Annotated in this window: 11 protein-coding genes, 1 riboswitch and 1 other annotated feature; of the genes, 7 read left to right on the forward strand and 4 right to left on the reverse strand. The window is 52.7% G+C overall.

Features of this window, described 5'->3' with window-relative positions; all coding sequences use genetic code 11:
- Positions 1 to 1926, reverse strand: a complete 1926-nt coding sequence (locus tag ACZ481_RS01060) for a DUF5050 domain-containing protein (protein ID WP_464768358.1) — start codon at positions 1924 to 1926, stop codon at positions 1 to 3.
- Between the two features lie 131 nt (positions 1927 to 2057).
- Positions 2058 to 2316: a binding site (T-box leader), on the forward strand.
- Between the two features lie 63 nt (positions 2317 to 2379).
- Between ACZ481_RS01060 and ACZ481_RS01065 the strand changes: the two genes are divergently transcribed.
- Positions 2380 to 2967, forward strand: a complete 588-nt coding sequence (locus ACZ481_RS01065) for a tryptophan transporter (protein ID WP_464768359.1) — start codon at positions 2380 to 2382, stop codon at positions 2965 to 2967.
- Positions 2968 to 4275: a phenylacetate--CoA ligase family protein gene (locus ACZ481_RS01070; RefSeq protein ID WP_464768360.1), complete on the forward strand. Its 1308-nt coding sequence runs from the start codon at positions 2968 to 2970 to the stop codon at positions 4273 to 4275.
- Positions 4276 to 4351: 76 nt separating this feature from the next.
- Here the strand turns inward: ACZ481_RS01070 and ACZ481_RS01075 are convergent, their stop codons facing one another.
- A complete protein-coding gene (locus ACZ481_RS01075) occupies positions 4352 to 5431 on the reverse strand; it encodes an HD-GYP domain-containing protein (protein WP_464768361.1) in 1080 nt (359 codons plus the stop codon).
- A gap of 164 nt (positions 5432 to 5595) precedes the next feature.
- Complete coding sequence (gene clpB / locus ACZ481_RS01080) at positions 5596 to 8178, reverse strand: ATP-dependent chaperone ClpB (protein ID WP_464768362.1); 2583 nt, start codon at positions 8176 to 8178, stop codon at positions 5596 to 5598.
- A 344-nt stretch (positions 8179 to 8522) separates the two neighbouring features.
- A riboswitch (TPP riboswitch) is annotated at positions 8523 to 8635 on the forward strand.
- Between the two features lie 168 nt (positions 8636 to 8803).
- Here clpB and thiD point away from each other — a divergent pair.
- Entirely contained in the window at positions 8804 to 9610 is an 807-nt protein-coding gene (gene thiD / locus ACZ481_RS01085) for a bifunctional hydroxymethylpyrimidine kinase/phosphomethylpyrimidine kinase (RefSeq protein WP_464768363.1), read from the forward strand.
- Positions 9611 to 9650: 40 nt separating this feature from the next.
- Here thiD and ACZ481_RS01090 read toward each other — a convergent pair whose 3' ends face one another.
- The gene (locus ACZ481_RS01090) at positions 9651 to 10343 is read right to left on the reverse strand and encodes a hypothetical protein (protein ID WP_464768364.1); all 693 of its coding nucleotides are present in this window, start codon (positions 10341 to 10343) and stop codon (positions 9651 to 9653) included.
- Positions 10344 to 10613: 270 nt separating this feature from the next.
- Between ACZ481_RS01090 and ACZ481_RS01095 the strand changes: the two genes are divergently transcribed.
- From ACZ481_RS01095 to ACZ481_RS01110, 4 genes are all read left to right on the forward strand, one after another.
- Positions 10614 to 11828 carry a metallophosphoesterase gene (locus ACZ481_RS01095; protein ID WP_464768365.1) on the forward strand — a complete coding sequence of 405 codons (1215 nt, stop codon included), beginning with the start codon at positions 10614 to 10616 and terminating at the stop codon, positions 11826 to 11828.
- A gap of 3 nt (positions 11829 to 11831) precedes the next feature.
- A complete protein-coding gene (locus ACZ481_RS01100) occupies positions 11832 to 12371 on the forward strand; it encodes a mismatch-specific DNA-glycosylase (protein ID WP_464768366.1) in 540 nt (179 codons plus the stop codon).
- 192 nt (positions 12372 to 12563) lie between these two features.
- Complete coding sequence (locus ACZ481_RS01105; protein ID WP_464768367.1) at positions 12564 to 13343, forward strand: basic amino acid ABC transporter substrate-binding protein; 780 nt, start codon at positions 12564 to 12566, stop codon at positions 13341 to 13343.
- A 165-nt stretch (positions 13344 to 13508) separates the two neighbouring features.
- Positions 13509 to 14651, forward strand: a complete 1143-nt coding sequence (locus ACZ481_RS01110; RefSeq protein WP_464768368.1) for an iron-containing alcohol dehydrogenase — start codon at positions 13509 to 13511, stop codon at positions 14649 to 14651.
- Positions 14652 to 14741 lie beyond the last annotated feature (90 nt).

Raw genomic sequence — 14741 nt, forward strand, 5'->3', positions numbered from 1 at the left:
TCATAGCCTGAAAAACAGGTGATGATAATAAAGCGTCTTATTGACAATCCTGACCGGCTGCGGTCCAATTCCCAGATCACAGATCAATTTTCGTTTTTTTGTAATCCTATTCAGCCGGTATAAGGCATGATTGGCGGCGGTGCTGGTATAGTAAATATCGTTGCCGGCAGTGGCGATAAATCCGGCTTTGTCATCGGTGAGCTTCGTGCGATTTTGGCCTTCGGCGCCAATGGCATACAGCTTTTGCCCGTCATCATAATTGCTGTAATAGACAGTATTGCCGGCAACTGCCATACTGATGGCCCGGTCATCACCCACTTTACTGCGTCCGCTGCCGTCAAGCTTTACTTTATATATTCTATAATTATCGGCGGCATTGAGATAATATACCCAGTCGTTTGCCAGGCAGAGGTTTTCTGACGGGTCGTAATTTAACTGTTGCGTTACCTGGCCGTCCAATGAGGTTTTATAAATCATATTAGCCGGTGCAAGATGGCGGCTGCCCCCTTGGGTATAAACAAGCCAGTTACCGGCCAGTGTTACCTGCCGGGCAGGGGCGTCGCCGAGCCTTTTTTTGTCTGTGCCGTCAATGCTCAACCGGTAAAGGCGGTGTTCGTCAGACCAATTGCTGTAATATAAATATTTCCCGGAAATATTTAGGTTCCAGGCTTCGTCGCTGCTAAGTACAATGGGAGCGGCAGCGCCGGGGGTAAGGCGGTGAATGTTCTCCCTGCTGCCGGTGCGGGGATCAGGGGCTAACGCCAGGTAATACAGGGTCTTGCGGGCAGGTGCCAGCGCCCGGCGCTGGCCGGACGCGACTGCCGGGGCCGGTGCCGGACGGGGAAAGGGCCGCCGGTTAAAATAAACATCTGTTGCCTGAACAATCGCTTTCGCGGCCTCCAGGCGGTATACCCGCTGGGATATCATTTTTGCATCCTGCGGGTGGGGCAGCATGGAGATTTCCGCAATGACCGCCGGTACCCAGGTTGCGTTTAGTAAAACCAGCCCCGGCCGGTCCTGCAAGGGCGCTTGCGGAATCCGCAGTGCTTGGGCCACGTTGGCTGCGATCAGGGCGGCCAGGTTCTGGGCCGGCCGGGGAGCTGAGTTATTATAGAGCGCCGTGGTGCCCCGTTCCAGCTTGACGGCGGCCCTGTCTGCCGACACTGCATTATTATGAACCGAGATTAAGGCAGCAGCATCCAGAATATTGGCGGCGTCAGCCCGGTCCAGCAAGCTGGGCCGGGAATCATCCGTACGGGTCATATATACGTCATAACCGGATTGGATGAATACATCGCGGCTTAAGCGGGCAATATCAAGATTCAGCTCCTTTTCCAGGAGAAAGTTACTGGTGGTGCCTGAATCCGCTCCGCCGTGACCAGGATCTAGTACAATGGTTTTAGGCAAAGTGATGGTGCCGTTGTCTGTAAACCGTAGTACCAGATAGGTACGCAGTGTTACTGTATTGTCCGGATTGAAGCGCGCTTTGCGTTTGACTGTGGCAATCTCCAGATTGGTGACCCGGCTGTTATAGTCAACCCTTAGCTTCAGCTCATTGGCGGCGGTCGCTGTGATTGCCACCTGTTGTACCCGGGGAGAAGCCAGGGGGCTGATAAAGGTGTCCTGCTCTGCCAGTTCCGGTATTGCCGGCCGGGCAGCCAGAAATATTTCGACTGCGCTGTCTTGCTGCACTACCCGGTAGGCCGGTTCCAGGCGATCAGTACCCGCGTCCGCTGTACAGGTCTGCCTGCTTTCTACGGCGATGGCGACAGCATCTTTATAATTTAGTTGGAACAACATTAGTCCCGTGGCCGACAGGGCAGGCGGGGCCGGTAATGATACTGCCAGGCTGGCCGCTGCCGGGCCCGGACAGAATAATAAGATAATAGCCAGCAGCAGTGACAGAAGCGGGACCTGTATAGGCAAAAATTAACACCTCCTTATGGCTAATCAAGCTAAAAAAGAAGTTCGCTCTTAAAAACAAAACACCTGCAGAATTTTCCTTATTGACATTTGTATCTGTCCCTTGGTATGCTATATACAATATACGAAAAAAACATGCATCGATGACCAGGAATAGTAAACATGTGCAGGAAGCTGCAGCGAGCCAATGCCAGTGAGAGTTTGGCGCTGTCCGGTATGTTGAATGGGCCTGGGAGATACAGCCTGAGCCGCAGTGGCGGGGTAGGCGCTGTCGGGTGTTCTTCCGCCGTTACCAGGAAGCGGGTATCGGATGCTTATCCTGTACTTAGTAAGCCGGGCCATGCCTGTCATGGCCAATGAGGGTGGCACCGCGGGTTATTCCCCGTCCCTTTGCTCATGTTGACACATGAGCAAAGGGACGGGGTTTTATATTTTTTACGAGGAGGATATGCACTGATGGAAAACAAACAGACCGAAATGGTTACGGTCACAACCGGCCGGGAAGGGCAGTTCCGGTGGGCGGCGGTAACGGCCATGCTGCTGGCCATCGGGGCGATACTCAGGCTGATAAGCCCCAGTATTGCCGGGGTTTCGCCGAACTGGATCATTGCCATGTACTGTCTGGCTATTGTGTTGTTCCGGCCATCCTTTGGGCGGGCAATGAGCATTGGGCTGGTGGCCGGCGCCTTGTGCCTGGCTACGTCAAAATCAGTTTTTCCTTATGGCAATCTGATCAGTGAGCCGATTGGCGCCCTGGTTTGTGCCTGTATCGTCAGCCTGCCGGTTAATATGAAAGCAGGCCGGCTGGATTTGCGGCCGGCGCTGGGAACTGTCGGCGGGACTCTGGCCAGCGGCCTGACTTTTACGACCCTGGCCAAATTTATTCTGGGTCTGCCGCTTCCGGTCTATCTGTACGGGATGCTGCCGGTGGTGCTGACTGTGGCGGCAGCCAACACGGTTATTGCGCAGGCGCTTTATTACCCGGTGTCTGCCCTGCTGGGCGGGCTGACCGGCAAAACCAAGGAAACGGGGGTAAATCGGTAAATGACCATCTGGAATCAAGAAATGGAAACAATGCCTGTGGCCGCTATGCGGCAGTTGCAGCTGGGGCGCCTGCAGGAGCTTGTGGACAGAGTATACCGCAATGTGCCTTTTTACCGGCACAAAATGGAAGCGGCCGGCGTAAGGCCGGCTGACATCGGATCGCTGGCGGATATTACCAAATTGCCGCTGATGACTAAACAGGATATGCGGGATAATTATCCCTATGGGCTTCTGGCCGTCCCGCGCCGGCAAATCGTCAGGTTTCATTCATCCAGCGGCACCACCGGCCGGCCAACTGCTGTTGCTTATACGCAAAAGGATGTGGACATGTGGGCCGAATCTCTGGCCAGAACGCTGGTAGCCGGTGGACTGGAGCCTGATTCGGTGTTTCAGGTTGCTGTCAACTACGGTATGTTTACCGGCGGCCTGGGGATGCATTATGCGGCCGAGAAGGCGGGGGCCGCCATCGTACCGGCCTCCTCCGGCAATCCTGTCCGCCAGGCGATGCTGATGCAGGACTTTGGGGTGACGGCAATTATTATTACGCCATCTTATGCCCTGCATTTGGCCGAAGCGGTGCAGGCCAGGGGAATTGATCCCCGCAGCCTGGCTTTAAAATCAATATTTTGCGGGGCTGAAGCCTGGTCGGATGGTATGCGGCTGGAGATTGAAAAAACGTTTGGCGCCACTACCTATGATGTGTATGGTCTAAGTGAGATTATCGGCCCCGGTGTGGCCACAGACTGCCGCTTGCAGACCGGGCTTCATCTGCATGAGGATCTGTTTTACCCGGAAATCATTGACCCTGTTACCGCTGAGCCCCTCCCTGACGGCCAGGTCGGGGAGCTGGTGATCACTACATTAACTAAAGAAGGAATGCCGATGCTGCGGTACCGTACCCGCGACCTTACTTCCCTCAGCCGCAATCGGTGTGCCTGTGGCCGGACCGGTGTGACTATGCAGCGGGTTACAGGCCGCAGTGATGATATGCTGATTATTCGCGGCGTTAATGTTTTTCCGTCTCAGATTGAGAGTGTTTTGCTGGAAATGGGCGCTACCGCCCCCCATTATCAACTGATTATTGAGCGGAAAAACAATCTGGATGAGCTGACTGTGCTGGTGGAGCCCACGGAAGCCGGTTATGCAGAGTTGGGAGATACCGGGCTGCGCAGCCTGGAAAAAATAATTCAAAACCAGTTAAAAGCGGTACTGAATATCAAGGCCATCGTGCGGCTGGTGCTGCCGCACACGATTGAGCGCAGCGAAGGCAAAGCCAAACGTGTGGTGGACAACCGCAAACAGGCATAAAGCAAACAGGTCTGTTCTGAATCATTGCGTCAGAACAGACCTGTTGTTAGTGCGAGTATTTACACCGGTCCCTGCATTAGTTGGCGTTACTTAAATATTCCTGATTGATCAGGTGTTTAATAGCCACATTCCGGGTAGCGGCAAGATCAATGATTGTGCCGTCAGCTGTTTTAATTACCGGCCTGTCAAGCTTGTTGGCATTGAAGAAAATAACCTGGCCTGTGCTCTCATTGCTTAAAAGCACAGGCGAGTTTATCAGGCAATCGCGAATGTGCCGGATAAAGGGCTGGCACACACCCTGGTCAAGTTTGCCGAACATCTCCTTGGCCATGGCTTCCAAAACCGGGAAAGGATTGGCATGGACGCCGGTATAAGACCGCTGGTGGAAGAAATCGGCAACAGCAATGATTCTGGCATAGAGGTGGATCTTATCCCCGGTTGTCCCCAAGGGGCGCCCGCTGCCGTCCATGTATTCATGATGCTGCAAAACACTCAGCATGACCTCCTGGGGTATTGCAGGAACATGCTGGAGCAGTTTGCCGCCGGTTATGATATGGGAATTGGGATGAGCATCGGCCTCTTTGGCAATGACCAGCTTTCCCACATCATGCAGCAAGGCCGCCAGAATTAACACGTGGATTTGGTCGTCGGTCATTCTCAGCTTCCGCCCGATAATGCTGCTGATAAAAGCCACCATGACCGAATGGCGGGCCACTTTGTCGGCCAGATTATAATCGCTGACCAGCAGGTAATCCATAATTGCCGGTCCGGTGGAAAGCACAGCCGAGTAGATGCTGAACGAAGTATCCTTAAGTTCCTGTACCGGAATCTGATTGTTATTTCTAATAAAATCAAAAGAATGGGCAGCACCTGTCATCACACTGTCATATTCTTTAAAAAAGGCAATAAAGTCTGCCGTCAGACTGCTTGGCTGGGCAACCGGCGGCGGCGATTCCTGCGGGCTTTCCGTTTCCTGCCCGGCTGTTTCATCGATAATAATAATGCTGTGAACATCCCACATGAGCAGCAGGGAGATGATGCGGGGGTTGACAACAATGTCTTTCCCCAGTAAGGTCTTGCCGCTGGCTGACAGGACCGGTTCACCGATAACCATCCCGGAAACTAACTCATTGACGCTGATCATCCTTGTTGACATACTCCCAACCCCCTTTTCAGTAAAAATCATGGCAATATAAGTATAAAGTTGATCCTGGCGAATTACAATCAGCCTTAAGTCATGGATGCTAGTGCCGAGGTCCTAGAAAAAAAATCCCCGGCAAGCGGGGATTTTACGAACTCATTATTTTCAGCAGCAAGGGGTTAGGTACGGACTGTTATGGATAGTTTGCCGGCGGGGGCGTTTAGTTGTACTTTGCTGCCCTCCGGTACTTCGCCCCTGATGATCATTTTGCTCAATTCGGTCTCAACCAGGCGGCTGATTAAACGTTTCAGCGGTCTGGCGCCGAATTGCGGGTCATAGCCCTCTCTTGATAATAGTTCCAGGGCGCTGTTATCCCAGGTCAAAGTAATGCTCAATTGTTTTTGCAGGCGTTTGTTGAGGGTTTCCAGCATGATGGCGGCAATGGCACCGACCTGCCCGGCGGTGAGGGCATTAAAGACGATGATATCGTCAATGCGGTTTAAGAACTCAGGCCGGAAGTTGTGTTTCAGTAAATCCAGCACCCGATCTTTGGCGGTGGCAAAATCGCTGTTTAAAATTTCATGGGAACCGATATTGGAGGTCATGATGATCACCGTATTTTTAAAATCAACCGTGCGGCCCTTGCTGTCGGTAAGACGGCCATCGTCCAGAATTTGCAGCAGGACGTTAAACACATCAGGATGGGCTTTTTCAATTTCATCCAGCAGCAGGACACTGTAAGGGCGGCGGCGGACAGCTTCCGTCAATTGGCCCCCCTCATCATGACCGATATAACCGGGCGGGGCGCCAATCAGACGGGCGACGGCATGTTTCTCCATATATTCACTCATGTCTAGCCGGATCATACTGCGTTCATCATCAAACAGTACCTCGGCCAGGGTTTTAGCCAGTTCGGTCTTGCCGACCCCGGTCGGACCCAGGAAGATAAAGGAACCGATAGGCCGGCTCGGGTCTTTGATACCGGCCCGGGCTCTGATAATGGCTTCGCTGATGGCTGTGACCGCGGCTTCCTGACCGACGACCCGCTGATGGAGGATGTCTTCCAGGTTGACCAGTTTCTCCCTTTCGCCCGTCATCAGTTTGGTTACAGGTACACCTGTCCAGCGGCTGACTACCTTGGCGATGTCATCCTCATCGACCTCTTCCTTGAGCATGGTTTTATGGGTGCGGTTATGGGTGAGCTGTTCTTCTTCGGTTTTGAGCTTTTTTTCAAGCTCCGGTAAGCGTCCATATTTGAGTTCGGCCAGCCGGTTCAGATCATAGGCCCGCTCGGCGGCTTCCATCTGGGTGCGGACAGTTTCAATCTCTTCTTTTAAGTCTCTAAGCCGGATGATAGCCTGTTTTTCCAGCTGCCACTGCGCTTTTAGGGACTCGGCCTGCTCTTTGAGGGCGGCCAGCTCCTGGCCGAGGCGGCCAAGTTTGTCTTTGGAAGAAGAGTCGGTTTCTTTTTTCAGGGCCTGTTCCTCAATTTCCAGCTGCATAACCCGCCGCAAGGTCTCATCCAGCTCTGTCGGCATGGAATCGATCTCGGTACGCAGCTTGGCCGCCGCTTCGTCAATCAGGTCAATCGCCTTATCCGGCAAAAAGCGGTCGGAAATATACCGGTCGGACAGAACCGCGGCGGCGACAAGGGCGGCGTCTTTTATCTTTACGCCATGGTGGACCTCGTAACGCTCTCTTAGCCCGCGCAAAATTGAAATCGTGTCCTCGATGTTGGGCTGGTTTACCATAACCGGCTGGAAGCGCCGTTCCAGGGCCGTGTCTTTTTCAATATGCTTGCGATATTCATTCAGCGTGGTTGCGCCGATGCACCGGAGTTCGCCCCTGGCCAGCATTGGCTTGAGGATATTGCCGGCATCCATGGCTCCTTCCGCGGCCCCGGCCCCCACCACGGTATGCAGCTCATCGATAAACAATATGATTTTGCCTTCGGATTTGGAGATTTCACTTAATACTGTCTTCAGCCGTTCTTCAAATTCGCCGCGGTATTTGGCCCCGGCGAGCATGGCCCCCAGATCGAGGGAATACACGGCTTTATTCTTTAAGGTTTCCGGTATGTCGCCGGCAACAATGCGCCTGGCCAGGCCTTCAACAATTGCTGTTTTGCCAACCCCGGGCTCGCCAATCAGCACCGGATTATTTTTTGTGCGGCGGGATAAAATTTCAATAACCCGGCGGATTTCCTCGTCCCGGCCGATTACCGGGTCGAGCTTGCCTTGGCAGGCCAGTTCCGTCAGATCCCGGCCATATTTAGCCAGGGCCTGCAGGTTTTCGTCAGGGTTATCGGTGGTGATTGTTTGCCCGCGCCGGAACTCAGTGATAATCTCCTGAATCCGGTTTTTCGTCAGGCCGAAATCGCGGCATACTTTTACCAGGTCGGCATCACCGTCATCCGTGATGGCCATAAACAAATGTTCGACACTGATATAATCGTCTTTCATAGTTTGGGCATGTTTTTCGGCTAACGCCAGTACCCGCACCATGGCGGTATTCATGCGCAGTCCGCTGTCCTGCCCCCGGACCGCGGGAATGGTCTGCAGCAACTGCTCAAGTTTAACGGTAAACAGCCGGATGTCGACGGCCAGCTGTGCCAGGAGATAAGCCATAATACCCTCGGCATCCTTGACAAGAGCCAGTGCCAGGTGTTTGGCGGTTAGCTCCTGATGGTAGTGCAGGGCGGCCAGCTGCTGCGCTTCCTGCAGGGCCGCCGCAGCTTTCTGGGTATATTTTTCACTGTTCATTATATTATCCCTCCCTGAAAAAATTATTTGAAGTTACTGCAAGGATTATGTGCTAAAATAAGCTTACAGTTAAATATTAGCAGAAAAATGTTATTAATAGGAGTCGGATTAAAGGCAATGTACGTTGATTTTAGGCTTAATCGGCTGATTTTTTGCCTGTTAGTGCGAGCAGGCGCAGGGATACTCACCTTTACTGACTTTTTGACTTTATTTGACTTTTGTTATAGGCGTTATTACCTGTTTTAGCAGTGATATTAATCCAATGGAGGCTTGTCCGGTAGCTTTACAGATTGGATGGCTTGTATTTTTAGGTAAAATATGTTAAAATTTAAACAATTTTATAAGGTATGGGCTAGGGGCGCTGGAGAGGCCAGCTGAGATTAAGATCCTTTGATATCTTTGACTCTTTAACCTGATTCTGGATAATGCCAGCGTAGGGAAGCTAATTGCTGCCATCAACTGAGGGCACAGGTATTCCTGCACGGATTACCTGTGCCTATTTTTACCCCATCAGACTATGATCTAAGGGGTAAGAAGAATCTATACCCTAAAGGGCACGGGCGGCTTCTGCCGGCATCCCGGCGGACTGGCCCAAGCCAAGTTTTTCTAATTGTGAGGTGAGGATATGAAAAATGTGTTAACAATTGCCGGTTCCGATTCCAGCGGCGGGGCCGGTATCCAGGCCGACCTTAAAACTTTTGCCGCCCATGGGGTATATGGGATGAGCGTCATTACCGCGATCACTGCGCAAAATACCCAGGGGGTATTTGCGGTTCAGGATGTTACGCCAGATATTATCGCCCGGCAGCTTGAAGCAATTTTTGATGATATTGAGGTGGCGGCCGTTAAAATTGGCATGGTATCGCAAGTTGAGACCATACAAGTGATTGCAGACAAGCTAAGGGAATATAACGCTAAAAATATTGTCGTCGATCCGGTTATGATATCAAAAAGCGGCTATCATTTGCTGCAGCCGGCGGCAGAGAGTACGCTGGTTGAGCATTTGCTGCCGCTGGCGGCCATTGTGACCCCCAATATACCGGAAGCAGAGGTAATTACCGGTCGCTCCATCACAACCCTTGCCGATATGGAAGCCGCCGCCCGGGAGATCTTTGCCCTGGGACCCCAGAGTGTGCTGCTCAAGGGCGGGCACCTGAGCGGTGATGCCACAGATGTCTTACTGGCCGGCAGCCAGCCAGTGTATTTGCCGTCCCGGCGGATTAACACCAGGAATACCCATGGCACAGGTTGTACGCTTTCCTCCGCTATAGCGGCCAACATCGGCCGCGGTTTGCCTGTAGCGGCCGCGGTAAAGGCGGCCAAAGAATACATAACCCTGGCGATTGAACATTCCTTGTCTGTTGGCAAAGGTGTGGGGCCTACGCACCATTTTTACAGTCTGTATAAGCGGGCAGGCCTGCTGACGGATTAGGTGACGGTGCTGCACCTTGCTGCGCAGCCTGGCGCCAGTACTAGATGTGCTTGCGGGTTAAGGGGCTTTGGGGCCGGGGTATTGGCGGGGCAACAGGGGTGGCTTCTGTTTCCAGCTCCTGCGTTGTTTCCAGGTCGCTAAGGACATCACCAGGCGGCAGCTCCGTCTGGGCCGGCTTGGCGGGCGGTTCGGGGGTAATTCCTGTCGGCGGGGGACCAAAACAGGAGGTGGTGCGGCAGCGGTTGAACAGTGTTTGGCGAAGGGCTTCCAGCACAACGATCTGCTCGGCGGTAGCGCACTGGTCATCGGCAGCGGACGAGAGGCAATCAGTCACAAGCTTTACTATATCAATGGGCGCGCAGGTAATGCTGAGCAGTTCACTGCTGAAGGCAATTTTGCAGCATAGCAGTTCATTCAGCATATCGATCAGAGTGCCTGCCCGGTCATAACGGATTACGGACCGCTCAAAGATTTCAAACGGTACTCCGGGAGTACGCTGAATTTCCTCCGAGGCGCCGACCAGCAGCCGGTAGGAAGCAACAAGTGAGGAATAGTTGGGGATAACAGCATTGATGTCAGCTAACAGGGTATTGATTATTGAAATATTGTCGCTGGTCGTGCTGGTCGTGGTATTAGTGGTAGTAGTGGTACTGTCGGTGGTATTGGTGTCCGGATTAGTGGTGGAGCTGGTAGTGTTGCAGGTCGTATTGCAGGTGTTGGTTATAACCGCCATGGTAATCCCTCACCTCCTTTCAGAGTACAGCTTCAAAAGTGAGCACTGTACTATATGCCGTATGTTTTTGCCTAAAAAAATATGCCCTTATTAACAAAAAAACAATAAGTTATAGAAGAAACCGGTAATTTTGTATACGGTTTCTTTGTTTTTATCTATCATTTTTGACTGCTGGATATAGAGCTTTTTTTTTTCGCTAAGATCTACTATACTAAAGGTATTTTACGGAGATAATTAGGAGATACGGATAAGGGTTATAAGGAGGCTAATATGCAGCATGGTCCGGCACTCTATGGAATCTTGTTCATACTGGCGCTTTTTGGCGGGCTGACCTGGCTGGGGGTCCGAATTCTGCCTAAATGGCACCCTGTTTATGCCGGCAAGGCGGTTAGGTATGGTTACTGGCTGGCCACCATCCTATCATTCGCGATTCTTGGCAGCGGCCGCTGGCTGCGCCCTGCCGGCGAATGGGCCCGGTATGCCGCTTACGCGGCGTATGTATGGCTGTTTGGACTGTTGTTCATGCTCGGGGTACTGCTGGCCGGCTATGTTGTCAGGCTGCTGGCAAGGCGGTTTAGCCGCCGGCAAACCGGACAAACAGCGACAGAACCGGCAGCGGGAGGAGTAGCGGCCGGGGGCGGGTTAACCCGCCGGCAGTTTTTACAGGGGGCCGTGGCTGTGGTTCCGGCCCTGCCGCTGGCGGTTACTGCGTATGGCGTCGTTGGCGGGGATACAAATATTGTTGTTCACCGGTATACCCTGTCTTTCCCGCAATTGCCGCCGGCGCTTGACGGCTATTCCATAGCTCAAATCAGTGATACTCATATTGGTTCATTTTTTGGCATGGATAAGCTGGATCGGGTACTGGCCATGGTTAAGCAGGAAAAGCCGCAGCTATTGACAATTACCGGCGATTTGGTGGACGATCTGGATTTGCTGTCGCCGACAATGGCGCGGCTGACCGCTTTTCATTCTGAACTGCCGCACGGTATGTTCTACTGCCTGGGCAATCACGAATACTTCCGGGATATTGGCCGCATTCGTAAGGCTTTGTATGCCAGCCCGGTCACGGTGCTGGAAAACCGCAGCCAGGCAGTAGGCGGCGGGTTATATCTGGCTGGTGTGGATTATCCCTGGGGCAGAAACAAAGCAGAGCAGGAAGCGAAACGGCAGGATTTTTTTGCTCAGGCTGTTCGGTCCATACCGCCAGAGGCCTTTACCGTCCTGCTGGCCCACCATCCCGATTTTTTTGACAACGCTTTTGCGGCTAAGGTACCGCTGTCGTTAGCCGGCCATACCCATGGCGGTCAGGTATCGGTTTTTGGCGTTTCCCTGCTGCCGGTACAGTATCGCTACATGCGGGGGATGTTCCGGCAGCAGGGCTCCTACGGATATGTCAGCGTCGGCACCGGCCATTGGATGCCGCTGAGAATCGGCTGTCCGGCAGAGGTTAGCCTATTTACACTCAAGCGGGGAGAAGCATAGCAAATGGCGGAGGTTGTCATGCAGCAGGTTCCTGATATTATTGACTACAACCTGAACATTTTATTTATCGGCTTTAATCCCGGCCTCAGATCAGCCGCAACAGGGCATCACTTTGCCGGTTATTCAAATAAGTTCTGGAAGCTGCTAGCCGCGGCCGGCCTTACGCCCTGCCAGTTCCGGCCTGAAGAAGACCGGAATTTGCTGGCTGTAGGCCTGGGGATCACCAATATCGTAGCCCGTCCCAGCCGGGCGGCCGCCGAGATTACCAGAGCCGAATATCAGGCGGGGAAGGAAATTCTGACAGCAAAGCTCCGTAGGTACAGTCCACGGATCGCCTGCTTTGCGGGGGTGGGAGTATATAAGGCGCTTGCCGGGCGGGCAAAGATCAAATGCGGGCAGCAGCCGGTGCAGACGGTGGCAGGAGTAATCGATTTTGTTGTGCCGTCTCCCAGTGGTTTAACGCGGATTGTGTTTGCCGAGCAGTTGGCTTATTATCAGGAGCTGGCGCGGCTCCTGGCGTGTTCCACTCACTTGCCGGAATGATAATGCCCACGGTGGCAGGACGATAGTGGCAAAAATTTGGCATGAATATTAGGAAAAAGGATGAGGCAGGCGTTTATTGGAGAGAAAGCCTGCTTTTCTTATAAATTCAGTTGTTGGCGCTGCTTGGCTGCTATTTAAAAGTTAAGTATAATTATGAATAGATTATGCAGAGGAGAGGGGTACGCACATATTATGTCAAAAAAATGGCTTACATTTATTGTTCTGGCCCTGTTTGTACTGACTGTAGGCTTAGCCGGCTGCGGCGGCAGCCAGCAGGCTCAGCCGGCGGCAGCTAAAGTCCTTAAGGTTGGGGCTGAGGCGACTTTCCCGCCGTTTGAATTCCAGGACGAACAAAGCAAGGATTATGTTGGGTTTGACGTGGATCTGATGAAAGCGATTGGAAAACAGATGGGCGTGGAGGTACAGATTGTTAACACCGCGTTTGACGGTCTGATCCCTGCGCTGGAGAGCGGACAGATTGACGTTATCGCATCAGCGATGACTATTACCGCTGAACGGGCGCAAAAAGTCAGCTTCTCTAACCCTTATTACAAATCCGGTTTATCAATTGTTGTGAAAGCCGACAATAATGACATTACAGCCTTTAAAGACCTGGAAGGCAAACGGATTGCCGTGCAGATCGGCACTACCGGCGCGGAAGCAGCCAAAAAAATTACCGATGCCAAGGTCCGTGAATTCAACAGTGCCTCGGAAGCCTACCTGGAATTAAAGGCCGGCGGCGCTGATGCTGTTGTCAACGATCTGCCTGTCAATGAGTTTTATTTGGCTAAGGGCGGCAGTAAAGACGCTAAACTGGTAGGCGAGGTCCTCAGCGCCGAAGAGTATGGTGTGGCTGTTGCCAAGAAAAACACCGAACTGGCCGGTAAGATTAATAAAGCCTTAGAGGATATCAAGCAAAATGGCGAGTATGCCAAAATCTACGAAAAGTGGTTCGGCAGGAAGCCGCAATAAGCATCAATCTAGCTGTATCAGCCTAAGCCGCTGGTGCAGCTTTTTCTTTTTCTGGCAGGTATTGTTCCGTTTTTGTCCAATACCTATAAAAATAAGAAAGCTCATACTTTCCGGTATCGGCTTAGCGGATAAGGCCCCTAAGAACTGTGAGGAGGAGATAACTGCATGAAAAAGCTACTGTTGGGTGGCCAGGTCATTTTCACCGGCGCCGGTTCAATTGCCGAGTTAAAATCAGTGCAATCAGGCCGGGCTTTCATTGTAACCGGCGGCCAGGCAATGCAAAAGAGCGGTGTTATTGCCCGGATTGAAACAATTCTGGCCGCGGCCGGCTGTGCTACCTGCGTCTATGGCGGTATTGGCAAAAATCCCGACACCCAGGCTGTGCTTAGGGGGCTGGAGAAAATGCGGGCGTTCGCTCCTGACCTGTTGCTTGCCGTTGGCGGCGGTTCACCGATTGATGCCGCCAAGGTGATGGGCTTGTTTTATGAATATCCGGAATTGGACTTTGCCAAAGCTGCGGCCGGCCAATTGCCGCCTGGCCGCAAAAACCTGAAGTTTATTGCGATCCCCTCTACGTCCGGAACGGGGACGGAGGTTACCAAAGCTGCGGTGATTACCTTCCGTGAACTTCAGTTAAAGGTGGGTCTGAAGACGCCGGCATTTATTCCCGACTGGGCCATCCTTGACGCTGATATTACTATGACGATGCCTGCTAATATTGTTGCCGAGACCGGCCTGGATGCCCTTACCCATGCTGTCGAGTGTTATATGAATGCTGGTCTGGACGATTTCACGGAAGTGCTTGCCAAAGGGGCGGTGGCCGGCCTGTTTGCCTGGCTGCCTGTTTCTTATCATGCCGGTACGCTTGAGAGCCGGGAAAAAGTGCATCATTACCAGTGTATGGCCGGTTTAGCCTTTGATAATACCGGCCTGGGGATGGCCCATGGCATCTCCCATGCCCTGGGCGGCAAGTTTGACCTCGGGCACGGGCTGCTAAACGCCATTGTGCTGCCTTATGCCCTGGCGTTTAATGCCCGCAATCCTGCCGTGGCTGCCCGGTTAGGTGAATTGGCCCGGACCGTCGGCCGCATGGGCAGCAGTGGGTTTATTAACGCTGTCAGAGACCTGAATCAAGACCTGAAGATTCCTGCAGGCCTGGAGCAAGCCGGCGTCAGCCGCTGCGCTTTTGAAGCTGATTTTGAAGGCTTGGTCAGTAACTGCCTGCAAGGGTCTACCCGTGTTAACCCCGTAGCGGTCACTGCTGAACAAATGGCCAGTGTACTGAGACTAATGTATAAGGGCGGATGATTTTACAATTATAACCAGCAGGAAAGCGGTTTGACAGCGGCGAAATTATATTGCAGATTCTGTCAAGACAGGAACCTTGGGAAAGGCAGG

It is taken from the genome of Sporomusa intestinalis, assembly GCF_055383785.1.